The 24,109-nt window shown below is 50.3% G+C and carries 20 protein-coding genes, 1 pseudogene and 1 other annotated feature; of the genes and pseudogenes, 13 read left to right on the top strand and 8 right to left on the bottom strand.

Going from position 1 to position 24,109, the window contains the following annotated elements; translation table 11 throughout:
- The first annotated feature begins 45 nt into the window (after window positions 1-45).
- Window positions 46-2,076 carry a beta-galactosidase gene (locus ACR0QE_RS04560; protein WP_432627183.1) on the top strand — a complete coding sequence of 677 codons (2,031 nt, stop codon included), beginning with the start codon at window positions 46-48 and terminating at the stop codon, window positions 2,074-2,076.
- Window positions 2,077-2,085: 9 nt separating this feature from the next.
- Here ACR0QE_RS04560 and ACR0QE_RS04565 read toward each other — a convergent pair whose 3' ends face one another.
- The 3 genes from ACR0QE_RS04565 to ACR0QE_RS04575 form a co-directional block, all read right to left on the bottom strand.
- Complete coding sequence (locus ACR0QE_RS04565; protein WP_432627184.1) at window positions 2,086-3,630, bottom strand: response regulator transcription factor; 1,545 nt, start codon at window positions 3,628-3,630, stop codon at window positions 2,086-2,088.
- Window positions 3,608-5,440 (bottom strand): sensor histidine kinase, encoded by a 1,833-nt coding sequence (locus ACR0QE_RS04570; protein ID WP_432627185.1) that lies wholly within the window; start codon window positions 5,438-5,440, stop codon window positions 3,608-3,610. Before ACR0QE_RS04570 ends, ACR0QE_RS04565 begins: the two co-directional genes overlap by 23 nt.
- Window positions 5,441-5,625: 185 nt before the next feature.
- A complete protein-coding gene (locus tag ACR0QE_RS04575; RefSeq protein WP_432627186.1) occupies window positions 5,626-6,966 on the bottom strand; it encodes an enolase C-terminal domain-like protein in 1,341 nt (446 codons plus the stop codon).
- A 350-nt stretch (window positions 6,967-7,316) separates the two neighbouring features.
- On the opposite strand from ACR0QE_RS04575, the gene ACR0QE_RS04580 reads away from it, so the two are divergent.
- From ACR0QE_RS04580 to ACR0QE_RS04615, 8 genes are all read left to right on the top strand, one after another.
- Window positions 7,317-7,574, top strand: coding sequence for an HPr family phosphocarrier protein (locus ACR0QE_RS04580; RefSeq protein ID WP_432627187.1), 258 nt, complete (start codon window positions 7,317-7,319; stop codon window positions 7,572-7,574).
- Window positions 7,575-7,661: 87 nt separating this feature from the next.
- Window positions 7,662-7,885, top strand: a binding site (T-box leader).
- A 114-nt stretch (window positions 7,886-7,999) separates the two neighbouring features.
- Window positions 8,000-9,937 carry a threonine--tRNA ligase gene (gene thrS / locus ACR0QE_RS04585; protein ID WP_432627188.1) on the top strand — a complete coding sequence of 646 codons (1,938 nt, stop codon included), beginning with the start codon at window positions 8,000-8,002 and terminating at the stop codon, window positions 9,935-9,937.
- 172 nt (window positions 9,938-10,109) lie between these two features.
- On the top strand, window positions 10,110-10,421 hold the full coding sequence (locus ACR0QE_RS04590) for a DUF1540 domain-containing protein (protein WP_432627189.1): 312 nt from the start codon (window positions 10,110-10,112) through the stop codon (window positions 10,419-10,421).
- A 510-nt stretch (window positions 10,422-10,931) separates the two neighbouring features.
- Window positions 10,932-12,329: a magnesium transporter gene (mgtE, locus tag ACR0QE_RS04595; protein WP_432627190.1), complete on the top strand. Its 1,398-nt coding sequence runs from the start codon at window positions 10,932-10,934 to the stop codon at window positions 12,327-12,329.
- Between the two features lie 162 nt (window positions 12,330-12,491).
- Window positions 12,492-12,878: an ArsR/SmtB family transcription factor gene (locus tag ACR0QE_RS04600; protein ID WP_432627191.1), complete on the top strand. Its 387-nt coding sequence runs from the start codon at window positions 12,492-12,494 to the stop codon at window positions 12,876-12,878.
- Between the two features lie 29 nt (window positions 12,879-12,907).
- On the top strand, window positions 12,908-13,075 hold the full coding sequence (locus tag ACR0QE_RS04605; RefSeq protein ID WP_432627192.1) for a hypothetical protein: 168 nt from the start codon (window positions 12,908-12,910) through the stop codon (window positions 13,073-13,075).
- Window positions 13,059-13,283: a cation transporter gene (locus ACR0QE_RS04610; RefSeq protein WP_432627193.1), complete on the top strand. Its 225-nt coding sequence runs from the start codon at window positions 13,059-13,061 to the stop codon at window positions 13,281-13,283. Before ACR0QE_RS04605 ends, ACR0QE_RS04610 begins: the two co-directional genes overlap by 17 nt.
- A 121-nt stretch (window positions 13,284-13,404) precedes the next feature.
- Window positions 13,405-15,276, top strand: a complete 1,872-nt coding sequence (locus tag ACR0QE_RS04615; RefSeq protein WP_432627194.1) for a heavy metal translocating P-type ATPase — start codon at window positions 13,405-13,407, stop codon at window positions 15,274-15,276.
- Between the two features lie 117 nt (window positions 15,277-15,393).
- On the opposite strand, the gene ACR0QE_RS04620 is transcribed toward ACR0QE_RS04615, so the two are convergent.
- Window positions 15,394-16,704 (bottom strand): Na+/H+ antiporter NhaC family protein, encoded by a 1,311-nt coding sequence (locus tag ACR0QE_RS04620; protein ID WP_432627195.1) that lies wholly within the window; start codon window positions 16,702-16,704, stop codon window positions 15,394-15,396.
- 351 nt (window positions 16,705-17,055) lie between these two features.
- On the opposite strand from ACR0QE_RS04620, the gene glnA reads away from it, so the two are divergent.
- The 4 genes from glnA (at window position 17,056) to ACR0QE_RS04640 (ending at window position 20,657) form a co-directional block, all read left to right on the top strand.
- Entirely contained in the window at window positions 17,056-18,396 is a 1,341-nt protein-coding gene (gene glnA, locus ACR0QE_RS04625; RefSeq protein ID WP_432627196.1) for a type I glutamate--ammonia ligase, read from the top strand.
- Between the two features lie 69 nt (window positions 18,397-18,465).
- Window positions 18,466-19,014, top strand: coding sequence for an ANTAR domain-containing response regulator (locus ACR0QE_RS04630; protein WP_432627197.1), 549 nt, complete (start codon window positions 18,466-18,468; stop codon window positions 19,012-19,014).
- A 54-nt stretch (window positions 19,015-19,068) separates the two neighbouring features.
- Window positions 19,069-19,881, top strand: coding sequence for a diaminopimelate epimerase (dapF, locus tag ACR0QE_RS04635; protein WP_432627198.1), 813 nt, complete (start codon window positions 19,069-19,071; stop codon window positions 19,879-19,881).
- Window positions 19,882-20,216: 335 nt separating this feature from the next.
- Entirely contained in the window at window positions 20,217-20,657 is a 441-nt protein-coding gene (locus ACR0QE_RS04640; RefSeq protein WP_177976600.1) for a winged helix-turn-helix transcriptional regulator, read from the top strand.
- Between the two features lie 188 nt (window positions 20,658-20,845).
- On the opposite strand, the gene ACR0QE_RS04645 is transcribed toward ACR0QE_RS04640, so the two are convergent.
- From ACR0QE_RS04645 to ACR0QE_RS04660, 4 genes and pseudogenes are all read right to left on the bottom strand, one after another.
- Window positions 20,846-21,625 (bottom strand): N-acetylmuramoyl-L-alanine amidase, encoded by a 780-nt coding sequence (locus ACR0QE_RS04645; protein ID WP_432627199.1) that lies wholly within the window; start codon window positions 21,623-21,625, stop codon window positions 20,846-20,848.
- A 118-nt stretch (window positions 21,626-21,743) separates the two neighbouring features.
- On the bottom strand, window positions 21,744-22,715 hold the full coding sequence (locus tag ACR0QE_RS04650; protein WP_432627200.1) for a LysR family transcriptional regulator: 972 nt from the start codon (window positions 22,713-22,715) through the stop codon (window positions 21,744-21,746).
- A complete protein-coding gene (locus tag ACR0QE_RS04655) occupies window positions 22,712-23,674 on the bottom strand; it encodes a LysR family transcriptional regulator (RefSeq protein ID WP_432627201.1) in 963 nt (320 codons plus the stop codon). The genes ACR0QE_RS04650 and ACR0QE_RS04655 overlap by 4 nt, the downstream gene beginning before the upstream one ends.
- Window positions 23,675-23,865: 191 nt before the next feature.
- Window positions 23,866-24,109, bottom strand: a pseudogene (locus ACR0QE_RS04660) (polysaccharide deacetylase); the annotation flags it as partial.

Here is a 24,109-nt window from a genome sequence, read left to right on the forward strand (position 1 = left end):
ATAGAAAAGAGAAGGAAATCAATAGAAAGACAGGAATCGAAACTTATGGCATACGGAAAACAGGTGACAGAGATTTATTACGGCGGAGATTACAATCCGGAGCAGTGGAGTGAAGAGGTTTGGGAGGAGGATATGCGTCTGATGAAAAAGGCGCATATCAACCTCGTGACGCTGAATGTGTTCAGCTGGGCGGCGATTCAGCCGTCCGAGGACGTCTATGATTTTGAGCGTCTGGACAGAATCATGGAGCTTGTGAGAAAGAACGGTTTGAAGGTCTGCATGGCGACTTCCACCGGAGCTCATCCCGCCTGGATGGCGAAGAGACATCAGGATATTCTGAGAACGGATTCTGACGGAATGCGCCATAAGTTCGGCGGGAGACACAATTCCTGCCCGAACAGTCCGACCTACCGCCATTATTCGGCGAAACTGGCGGAAAAGCTGGCAGAACATTACCGCGGCTATGACAACATTGTGGCATGGCATATCGCAAACGAGTACGGCGGACGCTGTTACTGTGAGAACTGTGAGAAGGCTTTCCGGGAATGGCTGAAGGAGCGCTACGGGACGCTTGAGGCGGTAAACCGTGCGTTTAACACTTCTTTCTGGGGCCATACCTTCTATGACTGGGACGAGATTGTGATTCCGGATCTTAGAAGTGAACATTTCCGGGATGGAAGCGGGTCAGAGCGGACGATGTTTCAGGGAATCTCGCTCGCCTATGAGCGTTTTCAGTCGGACAGCATCCTTGCGTGCTATCGTCTTGAGCGGGATGCTGTCAAGAAATGGATGCCGGACACTCCGGTCACGACAAATCTGATGGGATTCTACAAGCCTCTCGACTACCAGAAGTGGGCGAAATACATGGATTTTGTCTCCTGGGACAGCTATCCGTCCCCGGATGATCTTCCGGCAGATTGTGCGATGAACCATGATCTGATGCGGGGAATCCACGATCAGGATTCTTTTGTTCTGATGGAGCAGACGCCGAGCGTCACAAACTGGCAGCCATACAACCGCCTGAAACGTCCGGGTCAGATGCGTCTTCTGAGTCTTCAGGCAGCGGCTCACGGTGCAGATGCGATTCAGTTTTTCCAGATCCGCAGAAGCATCGGTGCATGTGAGAAGTACCACGGGGCAGTGATCGACCATGCAGGGCGCAGTGACACCCGGGTGTTCCGGGAGGTGGCTTCGCTTGGCGCAGAGCTTGAGGGTTGGAATGGAGTCTTTCTGAATGGAAGAACCCCGTCTGAGACGGCGATCCTCGTGGACTGGGAGAACTGGTGGGCAGTCGAATATTCGGCCGGTCCGAGTGTTCTGATGAAATATATGGATGCGGTGAAAGATTATTACCGTGCGCTGTTTGACCAAAACGTGCCTGTGGATTTCATCGGTGTGGATGACGATCTGTCACGTTACAAGGTTGTGATTGCTCCGCTTCTCTACATGGTCAAGCCGGGACTGGATCAGAAAATCAAAAAGTTTGCCGAGAATGGCGGAACCTTTATCACCACTTATTTCAGCGGGCTTGTCGATCAGGATGACCTCGTCGTCGGCGCATATCCGGGAAAACTCTCCGGGACGCTTGGAATCTGGGTGGAGGAAAACGATGCGCTGCCGGAGGGCGAGGAGAATTCCTTCCTGTGGAATGGAAAACGTTATCCGGCGCGGGTTCTCTGCGATCTCATGCATTTGGAAGGCGCGGAGGCGATCTGCCGTTATGAGTCGGACTTCTATTCGGGAACGCCTGTGATTACCTGCAACAAGGTTGGCAAGGGGAATTCCTGGTATGTGGGAACGCGGTCAGATGAAACGTTTTATCGTGATTTTCTTGAAAGAATCTGTGAAGATGCCGGAGTGAAACCGGTGATGGAGACGCCCGAGGGCGTGGAGGCGACGATTCGCAGAAATGGACAGACGTCCGTTCTCTTCCTCCTCAATCACAGTGGAAGAGAACAGACTGTCTGCCTGCCGTGGGACTGCTGTCTGTGTGATGGATCCTGCGAATCCTACCCGGCAGGAAGTACGATTCAGCTTGGCGCATACGGCGGGGAGATCTTTAAATGCCAGCTTTAAAGTGATGAATCACTCGCTGCGTCCGGTTGCATTTTTTCGGAACTCGGCGGGGCTCATGCCGACGTATTTTCGGAATTTCTTGTGGAAATAATCGACGTTGGCATAGCCGACGAGCTGGGCAATCTCGTAGACTTTGCAGGTATCCCCGATCAGAAGGCGCTTGGAATTTTCAATGCGGACTTCATCGACGTAGGAATTAAAACTCTTGCCGACGGTCTTGGTGAAGACTTTTCCGAGGTAGGAGCTGTTGTAGCCGAAGAGTTCCGCGATGGAGCCGAGTTTTAAGTCTTCCCGGTAATTGTGCTGGATGTACTGGAGAATTCCGTCCATGACGCTGTCACGGCTCGGGGAACCGATCGCATTCATGCAGATCTCAAACTGCATCGTGAAGAACTGTAAAATCTCGTAGAGATAATACTTTTCTTCGATGGTGCTGATGATTGCGGCATTTCCGGGAAGAAGAGCAGTCAGGTCATCATAGTTACGCGTCACGAGGGACTTGACCTGGATCATCACATCTTCGAGGCAGCGGCGGATCACGGAAATCTCCTCGCCGGACGCATAGAAATCCTGACGCATCTCCTTTAACACCTCGAGCATCATATGACGGTTTCCGGACTGGATGTAGTCGGAAATCCGCCGGGAATAGAGATTCTCCATGGAGGACTCGCGGGAGAGATGCGTCTCGGCCGGAATCTCCGTGTATCCGAGGACGTGCTGGTTGAATTCGCAGAAGAAGCGGCGCTTCATCAGAGTCTGGGCGTCCTCATAGGAACAGTGGATCTGTTCCGGAGAGTAGACCGGGCGGCCGTAGGTCAAAAAGAGGGCATCGAGGGGAGAGCCTTTCTGTGGCTGGCTGATATAGTGATCGACGAGTTCCTGAAAACGCCGCAGCGCGAACTCTCCTTTCAACAGAATCACGTCCTGATTATCGATTTTGAGATAATCGAGGGAGTTGTGATTGTGGTTGGCGAGGCGCAGGATGCTTGCAAAATCCCAGGTTGTCTGGAAGGATTCCTGATTATAGTTGGCATAGAGAACAACCTGACAGACCGGGACATCGAGAGTCAGGTCCCGATAGTCTAAATAGGAATAAGATGCCTGATTGAGAAGAATCTCCTTGAGGATGGATTCGCGCGCGCGGTCCCGGTACTGAAGCATCCGGTTCTCTTTGCTCTGTTCCTCGAGAAGAGAATCTCTCGCCTCGATCACGGCTTTTTCGAGTTCCTCCTCATCGATTGGTTTTGTCAGATAGCTGTTCACCCCGTAGCGCATTGCTTCCCGTGCATAGCTGAAATCGGAGTAGCCGCTGACAATGATAAATTTTCCGGAAAATCCGGCCTCCCTTGCAAGGCGGACCACGTCAAGGCCGGTCAGCTTCGGCATCCGGATGTCCATCAGGACTACATCCGGGTGCAGTTTTTCAATCTGTTCGAGTGTATCCTGGCCGTTTTTTCCCTCCCCGCAGATTGTAAATCCAAGGGCATCCCAGTCTAAAAGATAACGAATTCCCTCGCGTACACCGATCTCGTCATCTGCGATCAGCAGTTTCATTTGTCATTCCCCCTGTAAATTTTTTTGCTGGTATTACCATCGTGACCAGAGTTCCAAAGCCTTTTTTGCTCTGGACCTGAATTCCATATCCAAATCCGTAACACAGCTCGATTCTCTGGTTGATGTTATATAATCCGATGCTCCGGGAGGAGTCTTTCGGATGGTGGTAGATGTTGTCTTCCATTTTTTTGATTTCCTCAGGCGTCATTCCGCATCCATTGTCATAGACACGGATGCGCAGATAAGGCTCAAGGATCTCAATGTGAAGAATGATTCTGCCGTTCTGTTCCACTTCCTCAAGTCCGTGAAGAATCGCATTCTCCACGATGGGCTGGAGCAGAAGCGGCATGATTTCATAGTCGTTTAAGTCAACGGGCGGCCGGATGGAGAGCGAATAGTTGACCCGGTCATGAAAGCGGAGTTTCTGGATTGCAAGATAAGTCTCGATGTAATCAAGTTCTCTTGCGAGGCTTGTCGAAGCGGTTGTCGTATTTCCGAGCACATAGCGCATGGATTTGCCGAGAAGCTTGACTGCATTTGCGACCTCCCGGTTTCCTGCCTTGAGAGAGCGCATGCGGATGGTCTCAAGCGTGTTGTAGAGAAAGTGCGGGTTGATCTGGCTTGAGAGCATCTTAAATTCCATCTGCTGCTGCTGGTTGACCAGCTCCTGCGTGCGGATCTGTGCCTGATAGATCGAGGCCTCCTTCTGGCGGATCTCTTCGATCATCTTTTTGAGATCGGTGAAGACCTCGGAGATCTCATCCTCCCCGTGGAAATGGTCGGTGATGTTGTAGTCCCCCATGCTTGCGCGGTGCATGCTCTCCCGGAGCGTGTTGATTCTTCCGCTGAAATAGCGCGAGAAAGCATAGATAAACAGGCTGGCGGCAGAGAGCACAAGGGCAAGAATGCCGACATAGACACCGGTGATCCGGTTGATCTGCGGATATCCGTCGAGACTCAGCGAAGCCATGCGGAATACGTCGTCGGAGTAGACCGCGGAGAGATTCGAGACTGTGCCGATCCGCCGGTCATCCGAGGCAAGGCAGAGTGTCCCGCTGAAGGATTCTCCCGGAAGACTGTCGTACTGTTCAAGACCAGGGAGGGAGAGACGGTCGTCGCTGGTGTAGAAAACCTCCCGGTCGTTCAGCCACAGAACTGTGTGCATGGAACTGTTCTCAATCCGGTTTTTGATATAATTCCTGCTGACTGTGGTCTTTAAGATGGCGTAACTGCGGATGTTCGGAAGAAATATCCTCGTGTAGAGGCAGAGCACCCGGATCTCTGTCCCGAAACGGTTGCTCCGCTCAGTCTCCACATTCCAGAACGGGGTGACGGAAGTTGAGGCATGGGAGAACCATGGCTCGCTTTTTAGAGCGTCGGTAATCGGGTGGATGTAAGTGCTGTCCGGAATTGAGGGATTCCAGGTATAGACAGCGATTCCGCCTAGGGAGGCATCCTGTGAGAGTGCGTTTTTTAAAAGCCTGCAGTTTCTGGCGGCTTTAAGCCCCTCCTCCTCGGACCCATAAGAGGTGCCAAGAAGCTCGGTGAGCTCAGGATCGGAGGCGAGAGTCTGTGACTGCCGGTAGATATTGCTGGTCAAGTCAAGCAGAAGAGACTTGACGCGCAGATTGTCGGAGCGGGTCTGACTTGCATAGTGGTCAAACAGCCGGATTCTCGTCTGCCGGACTAAGTATCCGCCTACTCCGACGACGGGGATAAAAATAGCAATAAAAAAAATCAGGTACAGCTGTTTCTGTACTTTGATCTTTGTGAAGAAGTCCAGAGAAGAGTGGTTTTTGACGGGTTTCATGAATGATGAGAGATTCCTTTCCATTAAATTTCATTGGGAACTTTGTCTTTATTCTCAATCTATTATATCTTTTTTGGAAAAATTTGAAAACAATCAGAAAGAGAAAAGTGCGGTAAAAATCTGCACTTTTTTACCGCACTTTTTAGAGGTACTATGAAAAGAGAATAATAATGAAACAATAAATCTTATCTTACAAGGCAAGGCTTCTTGGAGTCATATTTCCAGTTCGGAATCAGGTACTGCATAGCCATTGCATCGTCACGGTCATGGGACGGCATGCTGTTGTAGAGACGGTTTGCCTCCATGACGCGATCCATGTCGAGGGTGACACCAAGACCTGGACGGTTCGGAACTTCCAGATAGCCGTTCTTGATCATCGGAGCATCCTTTAAGAGGTTCTGGCCATCCTGCCAGATCCAGTGGGTATCCAGAGCAGTCGGGTTGCCCGGAGCGGCAGCAGCGACATGGGCGAACGTAGCCAGAGTGATATCAAAGTGGTTGTTGGAATGGCTGCCCCAGGTCAGACCCCAGTCGTTTAAGATGGATGCCATGCGCAGGGAACCTTCCAGACCCCAGAAGTGCGGGTCAGCGAGCACGATATCGACGGACTTGAGTGCTGCTGCATGGTAGAACTGGCGCCAGTTGGTTGCGATCATGTTCGTTGCAACCGGCATGTTTGTCGCATTCTTAAACTCGGCCATGATCTCACGGCTGGAGAAACCTGCCTCCGGTCCGCAAGGATCCTCGATGTAGGAGAGGGTGTTGTGCATACCCTTGCACAGGCTGATTGCCTCTGCGAGGCTCCATGCGCCGTTCGGGTCGATGTTGATGCGTCCGTCCGGGAAGTGTTTCTTTAAAGCGCGGACGGTATCCATCTCGTACTCGCCGGAGAAGACACCGCCTTTGAGCTTGAAGCAGCGGAAGCCGTATTTCTCCTGAAGGCACTGTGCCTCCTCCACAATCTGCTCATGGGAGAGCATTGCGTTGCGGCGCATCTTAAACCACGGATCGGAGCTCGTGGACTCATCTAAGTAAGGAAGATCGGTCTTGTTGCGGTCAGATACGTAGAACAGATAGCCGAGTACCTCGACCTGATTGCGCTGTTTGCCCTCTGCGAGGAGTTCACACATCGGAACACCGAGATGCTGACCGAGCAGGTCAAGCAGAGCGCACTCAATTGCCCACTCAGCGCGGACAACGAACTTCAGCTTGCTGATGTCGAGGGTCTGGATGCCCTCGCCGTCATCGCCTTCTGCGCGCTTGCCGCCTCTGTGGATGGCGCCGAGGATGGAGCGGTACTTGCCGATCTCCTGTCCGACAACGAGCGGAATGTAGCTGTTTAAGCACTCCTCGGTGTATTCGCCTCCGTGAATCTCACCGATACCGGTGTGGCCGGAATTATCCTTGATGATGACAAGGTTTCTTGTAAAGTACGGTGCATGAGCTCCGCTGAGCGTCATTTCCATGCTGTCGTATCCTGCTACCGGGATGACCTGCATCTCTGTGATGATTGGTGTTCCTGCCATAATAGAATCCTCCTTGATATGTAAAGAATATGTGTGTTTACAAATCTGAAATAAAATAAAAATTTCTGTGACAAATAAAGTCATGTGAAGTCAGCCAAAAAATGAATGGAAAACGTGGAAATCTTGTCTGACTGACTGATTTTATTATAAGGGACGGAAGAAAAAATAGCCAATATGTAAAAATGATTGAAAAAATTACTTTTGCTTATGGTCAAAAATGCTGTTTACGAATTTACAAAAGGCTGATAAACTGAACGTGAAGGGGAGAAGAAATGTGTGTGAAAATCAGGGAAACCGGAAAACGTGTACTTTTATAAAAGGCACATGAAAATGTTTGGAGGATGAGAGACATGACGTGGTTTCAATATGTAATTTCTGACCCGGCTGGAATGCATGCGCGCAGTGCGGCGGCAATCAGCAGATTGGTAGAGCCTTTTCAGTCACAAGTACGCATCCGGCTGAAAAGAAAAGAAGTGGATGCAGGCAGAGTGATGGCTTTGATGGGACTGAAGGCGAAATGCGGGGATCGGATTGAGATCCAGGCGGAGGGACCGGATGAACAGGAAGCGATCAGAATTCTGCAGGCGTCAATTCCCACGATTTTATGAGGAAAAGGATAATTTTGCATCCGGACAGGCTTGACATATCTGCCTGTCGTGTTATAATGAAGTACGAATCGAAAGCAAACGAGATATAAAAATACGTTGATGAGAAGAGTAGCCCGCCCGGAGCGCACAGAGAGGAATGTGATTGGTGGAAGCATTCTGCGGGGAAGACGCGGTGAAGACCATCTCGGAGTGATCCTTAATCGGATCCGGTGATTCCGTTATCATCAGAATGAAGTGGTTGTGAGGCAGAGCAGATAGACTGTTAGACTCATAACAAACAGGGTGGAACCGCGATGAAGATCGTCCCTTGTCTGGCATTTGTGCAGACAGGGGATTTTTTTGTTTCATAAAAAAGTGCGTTCTATGTTTTTTAGAAATCGCGCCTCATGGCGTAGGAAACTTTTTTTAAAGAAGGAGTCAGAATCATGAAGGTTACATTAAAAGATGGAAGTGTAAAAGAGTATGCACAGCCGATGTCCGTTCTGGATATCGCAAAAGACTTAAGCGAGGGTCTGGCAAGAGTCGCATGTGCAGGAGAGGTTGACGGAGAGGTTGTAGATCTGCGCACAGTTCTGGACAAAGATTGTGCCCTGAACATCCTGACCGCAAAGGATGCAGGCGGACTGTCCACCCTGCGCCACACCGCAAGCCATGTGATGGCTCAGGCAGTCAAGCGCCTGTACCCGAGCGCAAAGCTGGCAATCGGTCCGTCTATCGCAGATGGTTTCTACTACGATATCGACTTTGAGACCCCGATTACCTCTGATGACCTTGGCAAGATCGAGGCAGAGATGAAGAAGATCGTGAAAGAGGCTCTGCCGTTAGAGCGCTTTGAGCTTCCGAGAGAAGAGGCAATCGCTCTGATGAAGGAGAAAGAGGAGCCGTATAAGGTAGAGCTGATTGAGGATCTGCCGGAGGGTGAGACCATCAGCTTCTATCGCCAGGGAGATTTCACCGATCTGTGTGCAGGCCCGCATCTGGCAAACACGAAGGAAGTCGGCAAGGCATTCAAGCTGATGAGCATTGCAGGTGCTTACTGGAGAGGTGATGAGCACAACAAGATGCTCACCAGAGTCTATGCAACTGCTTTCGCAAAGAAAGAGGAGCTTGAGGCTTACATCACGATGATGGAAGAGGCAAAGAAGCGCGATCACAGAAAGCTCGGCAAGGAGCTTGGCCTGTTCATGATGCATGAGGCTGGCCCGGGATTCCCGTTCTTCCTGCCGAAGGGCATGGTATTAAAGAATGTTCTGCTTGACTACTGGAGACAGATCCACAAGAAGGCAGGATATGTGGAGATTTCCACTCCGGTGATCTTAAACCGCAGCCTGTGGGAGACTTCCGGACACTGGGATCACTACAAAGAGAACATGTACACAACCGTGATCGATGGCGAAGATTACGCAATCAAGCCGATGAACTGCCCGGGTGGTGTTCTGGTTTATGCTTCTGAGCCGCGTTCCTACCGCGATCTGCCGCTGCGCATGGGTGAGCTTGGTCTTGTTCATCGCCATGAGAAATCCGGTCAGCTTCACGGTCTGATGCGTGTTCGCTGCTTCACTCAGGATGATGCACATATCTTCATGACCCCGGACCAGATCAAGGATGAGATCAAGGGTGTAGCAAACCTGATCGACAGCGTATACAAGCTGTTCGGATTCAAGTATTATGTAGAGCTGTCCACGAGACCGGAAGACAGCATGGGAAGCGATGAGGACTGGGAGGTAGCAACCGACGGTCTGAGAAATGCACTCGATGAGCTCGGCCTTGACTATGTAGTCAACGAGGGCGACGGCGCATTCTACGGCCCGAAGATCGACTTCCATCTGGTAGATGCAATCGGACGTACCTGGCAGTGTGGTACCATCCAGCTTGACTTCCAGCTTCCGCAGAGATTTGAGCTTGAGTACATCGGTGCAGACGGCGAGAAGCATCGTCCGATCATGATCCACCGCGTTGTATTCGGTTCCATCGAGCGTTTCATCGGTATCCTGATCGAGCACTTTGCAGGTGCATTCCCGACCTGGCTGGCTCCGGTACAGGTAAAGGTACTGCCGATCTCCGACAAGTATCTCGACTATGCACAGAAGGTAAAGGCAGAGCTCGACGAGGCTGGTATCCGTGCAGAGCTTGACACCCGTTCCGAGAAGATCGGTTACAAGATCCGTGAGGCTCAGAAGAACAAGATCCCGTACATGCTGGTTGTCGGCCAGAAGGAAGAGGAGAATGGTGTTGTCGCTGTCCGCAGCCGTTTCAAGGGCGACGAGGGACAGAAGAGCCTTGCAGATTTCCTGTCCGATATTCAGGGCGAGATTGAGCGCAAGGAAAACCGCAAGGTAGAGGTTGTCGCAGAGAACAAGTAAGTTCAAAGTGAGATCAAAGTCAGATCAAAGTCAGACATTGATCCAGTCGCGTCGGCTTGAAAAAGTTTTGATGTGAAAATTTCGGACAACAGAATAAGTTTTAAAAATAAATGCATACTATTCCTGATGCCAGATAATTATGATTTTTGGATCAAGGAGGTATGCATTTATTATGACGAAACTTGAATGTTCTGTCACCAACTGTCTGCACAATTCCGACCACTGCTGCTGCCGTCAGGCGATTGTAGTCGATGGTCAGGACGCGAGCACGAAAGAAGACACGTGCTGCTGCAGTTTCGATGAGAAGAAAGAGGGCAGTTTTACGAATGTCTTCCAGACACCGGAGGAAAAGTTAGAGGTCAGCTGTGAGGCAGTAAAGTGTATGTACAACGAGGGTCACCGCTGCATGGCTGATCACATCGGAATCACCGGAGACTATGCGACAACGGCAGATCAGACACTGTGTGCAAGTTTTAAGATGTGAAGATGAATATATGGATGTCAGGTGAGTGTCAAGGCAGAGCATCCGTGTAGGATCGATCTCTCGGAAGCGAGGAATGGGCCCGGTGACTGAGGGCTGAGAAAACAGACAGAGACAGGCTTTTTGTACAGGAGAATCAGGCGATTTTATGGTTCTTGTGCAGAAAGCCTGTTTTTGTACATAAAAAATTGCATTTTCAAGTTTACTTTTAGGGGGAAGTAGACTATAATATATCGGGATATTTTTGAGGTACCCGCTAAAATCCTGTTAAGATAACAGGAAATTCTATGAAAAAGGCAGGTGAACAGAATGGACGGCGACAGTCATGGACGAAGTAGAAGCACAGGGTCGGAAGCAGACGGCAGTCTATTCTGTTTGCTCTGATAATCTGATCCTGTTCGGAACTCGTCCCTGTTTGCAAGCGCAGTACCTGAATGGAAGTGATGGAAAGTCTGTATCGACTTGAATAGATTCAGGAGTACTGCATCAAAAACTGAATAAGGGGGATCGAACATGGAAAATAAAGTACAGGAAGATTACAAGTCCGAAATCCTGGAAATTATCCGGGGAAATGCATCACCGGGTGTCCTGCGCGGGCAGCTGGAGGATTACCATGAAAATGATCTGGCAGATGTCTTTCCGGAGCTGACAGTGGTGGAACGGCAGAAAGTCTGCCGCGTTCTCGACACGGACATGCTCTCGGATATCTTCGAGCACATCGATGAGCGTGAGGCAGCCGGTTATCTGAATGAGATGGATATCAAGAAAGCGGCATCTATTCTCTCTGGAATGGAGACAGATGCGGTTGTGGATGTCCTGAAGATGGAGCCGAAGGAGAAGCGGGCGCTTTTAATTGAGCTCATGGACGATGATGCGAGAAAGAGCGTCGCAGTGATCGCTTCGTTTGACGAGGAGGAGATCGGAAGCTGGATGACGACAAACTGCATTGTGATCCGGGAGAATCTCACAGCGAAGCAGGCGATGGGAAGCCTCGTCGGTCAGGCCCAGAAGAATGACAATATCTCCACCCTGTTTATGGTGACGGATGACCACACTTTTTATGGTGCGATGGATTTAAGAGATCTGCTCACAGCACCGCCGGAGGCACCGCTTGAGGATTTGATTGTCACCTCTTACCCGTATGTGTACGGCCATGAGGCGATTGACGACTGTATTGAGAAACTGAAGGATTACTCGGAGGACTCCATTCCGGTTCTGGACAACAGTAACCGTCTTCTCGGAGTCATCACTTCCCAGAGCATCGTAGAACTCGTTGACGATGAGATGGGAGAGGATTATGCAAAGTTAGCAGGTCTGACTGCGGAGGAAGATCTCAAGGAACCACTCAAGGAGAGCATGAAAAAGCGTCTGCCGTGGCTTCTGATTCTTCTCGTTCTCGGCATGCTGGTATCGTCGGTAGTAGGTCTGTTTGAACAGGTGGTAAGTCAGCTTCCGCTGATCATGTGTTTCCAGTCACTGATTCTTGACATGGCAGGAAACGTCGGCACCCAGTCTCTGGCTGTCACCATCCGTGTTCTGATGGATGAGTCTCTGACTGTTCGCCAGAAACTGGAACTGGTGTGGAAAGAGATGAGAATCGCATTCTCAAACGGTATGATTCTCGGTGTGCTCTCGTTCACCGTGATCGGACTTTACATTGTATTCTTTAAGAAAAAGACATTTGCATTTGCCTATGCAGTGTCGGGATGCATCGGCGCGGCACTTGTGCTCGCAATGCTGATTTCCGGCGCAGTCGGCACGCTGATTCCGCTCTTTTTCAAGAAGATTCATGTGGATCCGGCAGTCGCTTCCGGTCCGTTAATCACGACAATCAACGACCTTGTTGCCGTGATTTCGTACTATGGATTGAGCTGGATTTTCCTGATTGAGATGCTGCATCTGGCAGGCTGACCGGAGAAATAATTCGGATAGAAGAGAAATTTTTGAACATTGAGATTAAATGTTTGAAAGTTTCTCTTTTTTTGCGTACTTTACTTGACAATGAGTTAGAATATGCTAATATAAATATATGAACAGATATTCATATGAACATAAAAACAAACGGAGGCTTTGATGACCAGGGAAGAGAGAGCAAAGATTGAAGAGGAAGTGGAAGAGGGAACCTGTGAATTCATCCATGTCCATGATGCGATCGTGGAGAAGGTGGAGCGAGTCATGCCGGATGAGCAGGAGCTTCTTGATCTGTCTGAATTTTTTAAGATCTTTGGAGACTCCACGCGAATTAAGATCCTGTATGTGCTCAGCCAGTCTGAGATGTGTGTCTGTGACATTGCAACTCTTTTACAGATGGGGCAATCGGCGATTTCCCATCAGCTGAGAACCTTGAAGCAGATGAGACTGGTGTCCTTTCGCAGAGAGGGAAAGACGGTTTTTTACAGTCTTGCGGATTCGCACATTCAGACGATTCTTGCTCAGGGAATGGAACATATCAGCGAATAGAAATAAATCAGCGAATAAAACAGGCAGATTTGAATAACAAAAAGGTTTCGCAAAAGAAAGATAAAAGTAACAAAGTAACAAAAATAAAAGTAACTGTAAAAGTACAAAAATGTACTGCAAGACAGCTACAAATAAAACAAAAAAATAAAAAAGAAAAGCAAAGAAAAGGAGAGAAAAACGATGAAGAAGATCATTAAGCTTGAGGGACTGTGCTGTGCAAACTGTGCTGCAAAGATTGAGGAGGGTGTCAAGAAGCTCGACGGCGTCAAGGAGGCATCTTTGAGCTTTATGACCCAGCGTCTTGTGATCGAGGCTGAGGATGGAATGGAAGATCAGGTCGTTGAGGGAGCAAGAAAGGTTGCAGACAAGATCGAGCCGGAGGCAGAGTTTAAGGTTCTGCGCTAAAGAACAGGACGTGGAAAAGAGAGTCTCTGTGAGAAAGGGGATTTCCCTTAATTGCAGGGCGAGATCAGAAAAAAGATAGAGACAGGATTCCGGAGAGCGCCGGAAGGAAAGGATGACTGTGATGACAAAAAAACAGAAAAAGATGGTAACCAGGCTCAGTGCCAGCGCCGTATTTTTCATTCTGGCGCTGATTCTGGAAAAACGGTCTGCGTTTGCGTGGATCCCGTTTCTTGCGGCATATCTCTTTGCCGGGTATGACATTCCTCTGCGTGCCTGCCGAAACATCACGAAGGGACAGATTTTCGATGAGAACTTTCTGATGTCGGTGGCGACCATCGGAGCGATCGTCGTCGGCTCCCTTGAGGAGGCTGTGGCAGTAATGCTCTTCTACCAGATCGGAGAACTCTTCAACGACTATGCGGTCAACAAGTCGAGAAAGTCGATCACAGATCTGATGGACATCAATCCGGAGTATGCAAATCTTTTGAGAGAGGGACAGGAGGAGCAGGTCGATCCGTATGAGGTCGAGGTCGGTGACACGATTGTGATCCGCCCGGGTGAGAAGGTTCCGCTTGACGGCGTCGTCAGAAAGGGAAGTTCCACGCTCGACACAAAAGCGCTGACTGGTGAGTCGATGCCGGTTGAGGTGATCGAAGGTCAGGCGGTTGTGAGCGGTTCGATCAATTTGAGTGGTGTGCTTGAGGTCGAGACGACGAAGCTTTTTGATGATTCGACTGTCTCAAAAATTCTCGAACTCGTTGAGAATGCAAGTTCGAGAAAGGCGAAGGCGGAGGCATTTATCACACGGTTTGCGAGAGTCTACACGCCGATCGTCGTGGTTCTCGCCGTGATTCTTGCGGTGATTCCGCCGCTTGTTCTCGGAGGCGGATGGAGCACCTGGGTGTACCGCGCCTGCAGTTTCCTTGTTGTCTCCTGTCCGTGTGCGCTTGTGATCTCGGTTCCGTTAAGTTTCTTTGGCGGTCTCGGTGCCGCATCGAAGAACGGTATTTTGATGAAGGGAAGCAATTACCTTGAGGCGGTCGGAAGTCTCGAGACGGTTGTCTTTGATAAGACGGGAACTCTGACAACCGGTCAGTTTGAAGTGACGGAAGTCTCTGCAGTTCGCACGACGAGGGAGGAACTTCTCGAGCTTGCAGCGTTTGCCGAGCACAATTCCAACCATCCGATTGCGCTTTCGATCAAGCGTGCATACGGAAGCGAGGTGGATGCGGGCCGAATCGGAAACGTCGAAGAGATTTCCGGTCAGGGTATTCACGCACAGATTGAAGAAAATGGAAACTTCCGGGAGATTTACATTGGAAATGAAAAACTCATGAAGGCATGCGGGGCAGTTATCGAACAGCCGGCAGCTCTTCTCGGAACGACGCTTTATCTCGCAGAGCAGAGCCGGTATCTCGGTGCGATTGTGATCTCTGACACAATCCGTCCGGATGTGCCGAAGGCGCTTGAGGGCCTGCGCCGCCATGGCGTCAAGAAACTTGTGATGCTGACCGGAGACCGCGAGGAAGTCGGACGAAAAGTCGCAGAGAAGCTGGGCCTTGATGAGGTTTATGGAAATCTTCTTCCGGGAGACAAAGTTAAGAAGGTGGAAGAACTTCTTGGCAGAAAAGCACCCGGAAAGACGCTTGCGTTTGTCGGGGATGGAATCAACGATGCCCCGGTTCTTGCGCGCGCTGATGTCGGCATTGCGATGGGAGGAATCGGTTCTGACGCCGCAGTGGAGGCGGCCGATGTTGTCATCATGGATGATGAGCCGTCAAAGATTGTGGATGCGATCCTGATTGCCTCAAAGACGGTTGGAATTGTGCGGCAGAACATTATTTTTGCGATCGGAGTCAAGGTGCTTGTGCTGATCCTTGTCGCACTCGGATATGCCTCGATGTGGGCGGCTGTGTTCGGCGATGTCGGAGTCTCTGTTCTCGCAATCCTCAATGCGATCCGTGCACTCTCCTATAAAAGAGAAAGTAATTAGAAAAGAATCAGAATAGAGAAAACGTAGAAAATTACAAATTAAGAAGTAAGAAATAAGAAAAAGGCGGAAGAACAGTTTCCAGAAAGGAATCCTGCGCTTCCGTCTTTTTTTAGTCTTTCAGGCTTTTTTCTCCGGGAGAAGAAAAATAAAAATCAGTGAGCTGACAAGCAGCATCGATGGATAAAAGAGACGCGGAATGATGTCGAATGCGGACAGCTCATACCCCAGTTCGTGCACGGCAGAGAGAGCGACGAGCATCTGGGCACCGTAGGGAATCACACCCTGAGCGATACACGAAAAGGTGTCGAGGAGGGAGGCGGTTTTTCTCGGAGTGATGCCGTAGTCATCGGACATCTCTTTTGCGATCGGGTTTGCCATGACGATCGCGACAGTGTTGTTTGCTGTTGCAATGTCGAGCAGGGCGACGAGAAGACCGATTCCGAGCTGTCCACCTTTTTTTCCTCGGAAGATTTTGTGGATCGTCTCAAGCAGGACATCAAAGCCACCGTTTTCGCGGATCAGTGCGCACATTGCAGAGACGAGAATTGCGACCATGCAGGTCTCAAACATCCCGGAAGTGCCGGATCCCATGCTTGTGAGCATCGCCCACGGTGTTGTCTGTCCGGTTCCAAGCATGATCACAGCGCCGGAGACGATGCCTGTCAGAAGCACGAGAAAGACCTGGGCGCCCGCGATTCCTCCGATCAGGACCAGAAGGTAGGGAAGCATCTGGATCAGGTTGTAGGAGTGGTGGATCGGTGTTCCCGGATCTTCCCGAAAAGAGACGAGGAGAATCAGGATCAGTGAGGCAATGGCAGCAGGGAGAGCGATTCCCAAGTTTTCCCGGAACTTATCTTTCATCGCGCATCCCTGACCATTGCAGGCGGCGATCGTCGTATCCGAGATAAAAGACAGATTGTCCCCGAACATTGCCCCACCCATGACGGAAGCTGTGCAGAGCGCAAGCGAAAAACCGGAGGTCTCGGCAACCGCGGCCGCAATCGGGACGAGAAGCGTGATCGTTCCGACGGAAGTTCCCATCGAGGTTGACACAAAGCAGGCGACGACAAAGAGCACGGCAACGGAAAAACGCGCTGGAATCAGGGAGAGCATCAGGTAGGCGACACTCTCGGCACTGCTGCGCCCGACAACGCCGACGAAAGTTCCGGCAGTCAGAAAGATCAGGAGCATCGTGATAATATTCTTGTCCCCGACGCCCTGTGCCATGAGCTCAAGTTTGCGGTCGAAAGAGACAGAACGGTTTTGCAGGCAGGCGGTCAGGATCGCGAGCAGAAAGGCGACGACGATCGGGATGTTGTAAAAGCCCATCGGAATTTTCATGACATATTCAGAAAAAATTCCAAGCCCCAGATAAAAGATGAGAAAGACAGCAATCGGGAGCAGGGATGAGAGTTTCTTGTTTTTCATAGATAAAAAATCCCCCATAAATAAATCGTAAAAAATAAAAATATCGGTGAACAGTTGCAGGCAGCCGGAAATCAATCCGGGTGAATCGTTTTATTTTACCATAAGCCAAAGGTTCCGGCAAGCCGGAAGAAAATAAAGTGCGATTGGCTGAAAATTATGACAAATAAGAGGAAGAGTTGTTAAAATTCATACATTGACAAATTTTTCTTTGCCTGTTATCATTTGAGCATGGAACGAGGGTGTTGCATGAAAAGGGGATCGTCTGCCCGGATGATCGAATTGCCGCCCTCCTTTGTGTATCGGGGGACGGACAGGCAGCCCGAAACCCGTGCAAAGAAAAGGAGAAAAACGATGAGCAAGTATAATAAGGATGACATCATCCGTCTGGTAGAAGAAGAGGACGTCGAATTCATCCGTTTGCAGTTTACCGATATGTTCGGTATGCTGAAAAACGTAGCCATCACCGCCAGCCAGCTGCCGAAAGCACTGGAGAATCGATGCATGTTTGACGGATCCGCAATTGAGGGTTTTGTCCGGATTGAAGAATCTGATATGTATCTGTATCCGGATCTTGATACATTTGAAATATTTCCATGGAGACCGCAGCAGGGAAAGGTTGCACGCCTGATGTGCGATGTTTACCGCCCGAACAGAGAACCGTTTGAGGGAGACCCGCGCTATGTGCTCAAGCGGGTGCTCAAGGAGGCCGAGGACATGGGATATGCCTTCCATGTAGGACCGGAGTGTGAGTTCTTCCTGTTCCACACGGACGACAACGGAAGACCGACGACACAGACTCACGAGATGGCAGGATATTTTGATGTCGCTCCGATCGATATGGCAGAGAATGTTCGCCGCGATATTGTGCTGAATTTGGAGGAGATGGGCTTCGGTGTGGAGGCCTCCCACCACGAGCTTGCGCCGGCCCAGCATGAGATTGATCTGGAATATATGGACGGCTTGACTGCGGCAGACAACATCATGACGTTTAAGATGGCTGTGAAGTCGATTGCGAAGCGTCATGGACTGCATGCGACCTTTATGCCGAAGCCGAAGGCAGGGGTCAATGGATCCGGCATGCATATCAATATGTCTCTGGCAAATCTGTCGGACGGCACGAACGCATTTGCAGATCCGTCAGACAAACTGGGACTCAGCAAGATTGCCTATCAGTTTATGGCGGGAATCTTAAAGCACATCAAGGAGATGACTGTGCTGACGAATCCACTTGTCAACTCTTACAAGCGCCTTGTTCCGGGCTATGATGCTCCGGTCTATGTGGCATGGTCGGCATCTGCAAACCGCAGCACGATGATCCGCATTCCTTCTTCGAGAGGGGAGAGTACCCGCATTGAGCTGCGCTGTCCGGATTCCGCAGTGAATCCGTATCTGGCACTTGCGGCGTGCCTGGCAGCCGGCCTGGAGGGCATCCGCAACAATTTAACCCCGCCGCCGAGCGTGGATACAAATATTTTTGCCATGTCGGATGAAGAGATGGCAGCACACCATATTGACCAGCTCCCGGAGACACTCGGGGAGGCGCTGGAACACTTTGAGGGAAGTGAATTTGCAAAGAATCTTCTCGGAAATCATATTTACACGAAATATCTGGAAGCCAAGGGAGAAGAGTGGAAGAAGTTCCGCGCTGAGGTGACAGACTGGGAAGTAGAAGAGTATCTGTATAAGTTTTAAGTTTTAATAAGTTTTAAGCGGATACCAATTTGAGATTCGGAAAAGTTTCTGCCCTGGAGGTGAGAGAGGTTGGCAAATGTGATCGTTGCTTTCTCCAAACCGGAGGATGCCAAGAATATTAAAAATATACTCGTGAGAAACGGATTTCAGGTGAATGCGGCCTGTACGTCCGGTGCTCAGGCACTTTCGCTGGCGGAGGATCTGAGCAGCGGGATCATTGTGTGTGGATATCGGCTGACAGACATGCTCTTTGCGGAGCTCTATGACTGTATGCCGAAAGAATTTTCCATGCTGATGATATCTTCACCGAGCAAGTGGGCGGCAAGGATGCCGGAGGACATTGTCTGTCTGCCGATGCCGATGAAGGTTCATGATCTGGTGGATACACTGGAGATGATGGTTCAGGCACAGACGAGGCGCCGCAGAAAGCAGAGACAGCAACCAAAACAGCGCAGTGGGGAAGAACAGCGTGTGATTGATCAGGCAAAGAGTCTTCTCATGGAACGCAACAACATGACGGAGGAGGAGGCTCACCGTTACATACAGAAGTGCAGCATGGACAGCGGAACAAATCTGATCGAGACTGCGCAGATGGTAATCAGTTTAATCAACATATAAGAAAATGGGGATTAATGGGGATTATAGAAAATATAGAGGGCAGGAGAAGGGGTTATGAAATTTACAAAGATGCAGGGCATCGGAAATGATTATGTGTATGTAAACGCGTTTGAGGAAAAGGTGGAGGATCCGAACGCAGTTTCCAAGTTTGTGAGTGACCGCCATTTTGGAATCGGATCGGACGGATTGATCATGATCTGTCCGTCTGAGGTTGCAGACTGCCGGATGCGGATGTTCAACGAGGATGGCAGTGAGGGCGCCATGTGCGGAAACGGAATCCGCTGTGTCGGAAAGTATGCCTATGATCACGGAATTGTGGACCGTCTTGAGATTGACGTGGAGACAAAGGCTGGAATCAAGCATCTCAGCATGACGGCAGAGAACGGAAAGGTTGTCGCTGTGACGGTTGACATGGGAGTTCCGGAGCTGACGAGTGAGCTTCCGGAAAAGATCCATGTAAATGGACAGGATCTTGAGTTCACCGGAATTAGTGTCGGAAACCCGCATGCAATCTACTATGTGGAGGACGTGGACGCCCTGGACCTTGAAAAGATCGGACCGGATTTTGAGAACCATGAGCGTTTTCCGGATCGCGTAAACTCGGAGTTTGTCCGTGTGATTGACCGGGAGCATGTGCAGATGCGTGTCTGGGAGCGCGGAAGCGGGGAGACCTGGGCCTGTGGAACGGGTGCGACCGCGTGTGCAGTCGCAAGCATGATGCACGGTCTTGTCGAGGACGAAGTCGAAGTACAGCTTAAGGGCGGGAATCTTCAGATCCGCTGGGACCGCGAGAGTGGCCATGTGTTTATGACCGGCCCGGCAGTTGAGGTCTTTAACGGTGAGATTGATCTCGATGCACTGATGTAGCAGCGACATCGTGGTTTTAAGGTTCCTGCTTGTGGGATTGAGGGCTGAGAGATTGCGATTTGCGATGCTTTTGGCGAATTGACGAAAGAGAACGAAAAGAGACAGACTTTTGTTTGTAAAATTTCTGATTGACAATCCGTTAAGAAACGTTTATGATACCTAATATAAAAAAGTGATAGAGATCCGAATGAGAGCGAAGGCGTTCAAACCCAATGGTTTGGACGCCTTTTTTTCGTTTTACGGGGGATTTTCTGAGACTTTTGAAAGTGTTTGAAAGATGTTTGAAATCTGAGAAAAGAATTCTGGAAACACAGAGCGATAACAGGGAGGATAAAATGGATGACATTGACAGAAAGATTTTAAAACTGCTTCAGGAGAATGCAAGAGTATCGTTGAAAACGATTGCAGAGAGTACATTTCTCTCTTCACCGGCGGTTTCCGCCCGGATTGAGAAACTGGAGAAAGATGGCGTAATTGCCGGTTATCATGCGCTCGTAGATCCGATGAAGCTGGGATATCACATTATCGCTTTCATCAATTTGGATGTGATGCCAGAGGACAAGCCGAAGTTTTATGCCTATGCAGAAAATATTCCAAATGTGCTTGAGTGCAACTGTGTGACGGGAGCATATTCCATGCTGCTCAAGGTGGCATTCCAGAGTACGATGGAACTCGATATCTTTATCGGACAGCTTCAGAAGTACGGAAAGACGAGCACGCAGATCGTATTTTCCACGCATGTAGGACCGCGTGGAGTTGATGTGGAGGAAGCGTAATTGATAGGAATCACTTTGACAATTTTTATCGGATTTGGGATCTGCATTGCGATCCAGATTTCCAATATTTGAGTTTTTTGAGAGTGAAATCTTGAGAGAAAACCGGCTATCAAAGGGAAAAGCTTATGTTTCCCCGATAGCCGGTTTTTTGTTTTGTATGCTAGAAACTTTTTTCAACTTCAGGGGCATTAGGAGATCGCTTTTTCTTTCACCAGAACGGTCGGATAGCCGTCTGCGCGGAGTGTTTTTTCCATCCATGCAGCATTGTCAAGATTTAAGTAGGCACCGACGCGCACTTTGTAGAGACCGTTTTCGGCGACGAGGAAGGCGGGATAGCCTTTTGCGGTCAGTTCACGCAGCTGTCTGTCGGCATTTGCGCGGTTCCGGTAGACGCCGATCTGGATCTGATAGTATTCCGGCGCTTCGCTCTCCCTGGCTAAAGTTTCCAGAATGCCGTCTGCGATTGCCTGTGCGGTCTTCTCAAAGTTCTGGTCAAAGTACTGGTTGTCGGCTTCATTGTCGAGAAAGCCAGCCTCTATGAGGACTGCGGGCATCTTTGTTTTTCGCAGCACGATCAGTCCGGGGCGCTCGGAAATTCCGAGATTCCGGTATCCGGCATTCTCAAGCTGTGAGTTGATATTTTGTGCCATCAGTTCCGCCGGTCCGCCGTTCTGATAGATCAGGCTCATGATTCCCGAGGCGGTTCCGGGTTCTGGCATTGCGTTGCGGTGAATGGAGATAAAGTAGTCGGCTCCCCATCTGTTTGCGATTTCCGCCTTTTCCTGCGGAGTCTGGTAGACATCCGTCACTCTTGTGTAGCCGACAGGGATTCCGCGTTCACTTAAAATCTGGCCGACGGCGAGTGCGAGTGCAAGGTTGTCGTCCTTCTCCTGCCGATTTTCATAGACGGCGCCGGGATCGGCACCGCCATGTCCGCTGTCAATGATAATTCTATTTTGATCTGCCAATGGAAACTCCTTTCCTGTCCGAGAGTACCGTTCATCCTGTTCGGACGTGAATCTCATCACACTTATTTTACGATATGCACAGAAGGATTGTTCTTGTTACGGTGAAAAATCTTTTCCACTACATCTCAGAGAATTCCGCAAAAGAGGGAAAAGTCGTCTGCGCAGCCTCAAGATAACTCTCTGCTAGCGGAGAGAGTGTGCGACCCTGACACCACGCGGCGATGCAGCTGTATGATTCCGGCGGGTCGAAGGAGAAGAGACGGTCCGACGAAAAGTGGGAGGCTTCCCGCGGAAGTATCACGTTTCCGTAGCCGAGACGGATCAGGTCGAGAAGGACATTCAAGCGCCCGCGGGTGATGATTTTCGGGGAGGAGATGCCGTTTTCCTGCAAGAGCCGCGTCTGAATCTGCGACAGGAAAGTATTTTCAAGGCTCATCATCATCGACTCATCCGCAAAGTTTCGGAGGCGGAACCCGTTTCTCTGGCTTTCTGCAAGCCCCGGAGACTGCGGGGCTGCATAGAAGACAAGCTCGGAGGTAAAAAGACATTGCTGGGCAAAATAGGGGTTCTCAGAAGGGTTTCCCATAAAGAAGCCGAGATCCACGGTTCCGTCACTGACAAGGCTTTTCACGCGGTCGCCGCTGCAGACATTTAAGTGGAGTGTCGCCTCCGGAAACTGTCTCTGGATCATCGGGTGAACAGTTTCTTCGAGAAAGCGCGCAAAGAGATTCTGGACAGCAATCGTCAGCGTCGTCTTGCGGTCGAGTTTGCTTGCCTGAAGGCGGTTTAAGACATCCTGCTCAATGTGAAGCATACTGCGGACACCATTTATGAAGATCTTCCCTGCATTTGTGAGAATCAGGCGGTTGTGCTTCCGATAGAAGATCGGTGTTCCAAGGGTGTCCTCGACTCCCTTTAGATAGCGGGAGAGCGCCGGCTGGGAGAGAAAGAGACTCTCCGCAGCGTTTGAGAGGCCGCCCTGATCGACGATCGCCACGATGTAGCGGAGTGTTTTGGTGTCAAAATTGATGTCCTCCGGATTGACCGGGGAATAGGAAAATGAATTCGGATTCTGTTTTTCTGTGCTCACAGCTGCGGAACCTCCTTGAGGAATGATTCGATCTCAGGACCCGGAATCAGCTCCTGAGAAGGGGTTTTTAGCCGCTCTTCAATCAAAATGCCAAGCAGACACCGCTCCACGTCCGTCAGGAGTCTTCCGCTCTTGTAGCGCAGATAGGAGATCTCGAAACAGGGCGGGTCGAGACGGAAATACGCAAGTTCCGGAGTCGGTTTTACGTAACGGCTTGAGATGAAGCCCACGCCGGCACCTTTTCGAATCATGGCATCCACTGTCATTCCGTTTCCGGATTCAAAGGCGATGACCGGGGCAAAACCAGCAGATTGGAAGAGTTTTTCTGCCACGATTCGGATGTTGTTTTTCTGGCCGGGAAGGATGAACGGAGTGTCCCGGAACGCCTGAATCGGGATTGAGACGAGCTGATTGGGGTCTGCGAGATGCGCGAGGGGATGGAAGGAGGGAACCGCAAGGACGAGTTCCTCCCGGCAGACGGGCAGATTGCAGACATCGGAGTAACTTGAGTGGAGGTTGACTCCGAAGGCAAAGTCGACGTGGCTGCGGTGGATCTCTTCTTCCTGATGGGAGGAGTAAATCTCGCTGAGTGTCAGATCAACTGTCGGAAAGAGGGAGGAAAAACGGCTGAAAACCCGGCTGAAAAGTTCTGCTCCGCGGTACGGGGTCGAGGCGATGCGGATCGGGTCCGAGATTCCGTGAGTCAGACGGTTGATTGTCTGAAGGGTACTGTTCTTGACAGTCAGAATATTTTGGGCGGCATCGAGATAGAGTTTTCCTGCCGGAGTCGGGTACATGTGTTTCCGGTAGCGGACAAAAAGTTTGACGCCGAGGATCCGTTCCTGCTCTGCGAGAAATTTGCTCAGAGCTGCCTGCGAGATCCCCAGCTTTTCCGATGCGGAGGAGATTCCCTGACAGGAGGCAATCGTGATCAGATAGTTGTACTGCTTTGTATTCATAAATAAACTCCTTTCGGTTGTCGTAGGAGAAAACCCACTGCCCGTAGGTGTTGAAAGAGAAGAAAACAGCTGCCCGGCTGGATTCCTTTGAGAGAATCTGACCGGGTAGCTGTTTTGTGTTCTTGTATCACGCGTCAAGTTAAAGTTTCAGTCGGCCCGAATGCTGGTTTCTTTCGGTCCGTGAACGGCTGTTACATCTCCGGAACCGGGGTCGGACGGGCGGAGTCAAAGACATTCTCTGCCTGGAAGAGGTCGTCGAGCTTTCTCGTCGACGGGTCTTCGGCGGTGATGTCCTTCCACATCCGGTATCCGTCGAGGTTTCGTCTGCCCTGACGGAAGTAATCCTGACCGAACTGAACCCAGGCCTTTGTGGAGTCCACTGTGCAGAAATAGCGGAAGCCGACGCTGTGCAGGTAATTGAACCGCTCATTCTCG

It is taken from the genome of Brotaphodocola sp., assembly GCF_050873065.1.
Lineage (GTDB): Bacteria > Bacillota > Clostridia > Lachnospirales > Lachnospiraceae > Brotaphodocola.

Coding starts and splice junctions, on each gene's coding strand:
- ACR0QE_RS04560 (WP_432627183.1), top strand. CDS start 46: ATGGCATACGGAAAACAGGTGACAGAGATTTATTACGGCGGAGATTAC.
- ACR0QE_RS04565 (WP_432627184.1), bottom strand. CDS start 3,630: ATGAAACTGCTGATCGCAGATGACGAGATCGGTGTACGCGAGGGAATT.
- ACR0QE_RS04570 (WP_432627185.1), bottom strand. CDS start 5,440: ATGAAACCCGTCAAAAACCACTCTTCTCTGGACTTCTTCACAAAGATC.
- ACR0QE_RS04575 (WP_432627186.1), bottom strand. CDS start 6,966: ATGGCAGGAACACCAATCATCACAGAGATGCAGGTCATCCCGGTAGCA.
- ACR0QE_RS04580 (WP_432627187.1), top strand. CDS start 7,317: ATGACGTGGTTTCAATATGTAATTTCTGACCCGGCTGGAATGCATGCG.
- thrS (WP_432627188.1), top strand. CDS start 8,000: ATGAAGGTTACATTAAAAGATGGAAGTGTAAAAGAGTATGCACAGCCG.
- ACR0QE_RS04590 (WP_432627189.1), top strand. CDS start 10,110: ATGACGAAACTTGAATGTTCTGTCACCAACTGTCTGCACAATTCCGAC.
- mgtE (WP_432627190.1), top strand. CDS start 10,932: ATGGAAAATAAAGTACAGGAAGATTACAAGTCCGAAATCCTGGAAATT.
- ACR0QE_RS04600 (WP_432627191.1), top strand. CDS start 12,492: ATGACCAGGGAAGAGAGAGCAAAGATTGAAGAGGAAGTGGAAGAGGGA.
- ACR0QE_RS04610 (WP_432627193.1), top strand. CDS start 13,059: ATGAAGAAGATCATTAAGCTTGAGGGACTGTGCTGTGCAAACTGTGCT.
- ACR0QE_RS04615 (WP_432627194.1), top strand. CDS start 13,405: ATGACAAAAAAACAGAAAAAGATGGTAACCAGGCTCAGTGCCAGCGCC.
- ACR0QE_RS04620 (WP_432627195.1), bottom strand. CDS start 16,704: ATGAAAAACAAGAAACTCTCATCCCTGCTCCCGATTGCTGTCTTTCTC.
- glnA (WP_432627196.1), top strand. CDS start 17,056: ATGAGCAAGTATAATAAGGATGACATCATCCGTCTGGTAGAAGAAGAG.
- dapF (WP_432627198.1), top strand. CDS start 19,069: ATGAAATTTACAAAGATGCAGGGCATCGGAAATGATTATGTGTATGTA.
- ACR0QE_RS04640 (WP_177976600.1), top strand. CDS start 20,217: ATGGATGACATTGACAGAAAGATTTTAAAACTGCTTCAGGAGAATGCA.
- ACR0QE_RS04655 (WP_432627201.1), bottom strand. CDS start 23,674: ATGAATACAAAGCAGTACAACTATCTGATCACGATTGCCTCCTGTCAG.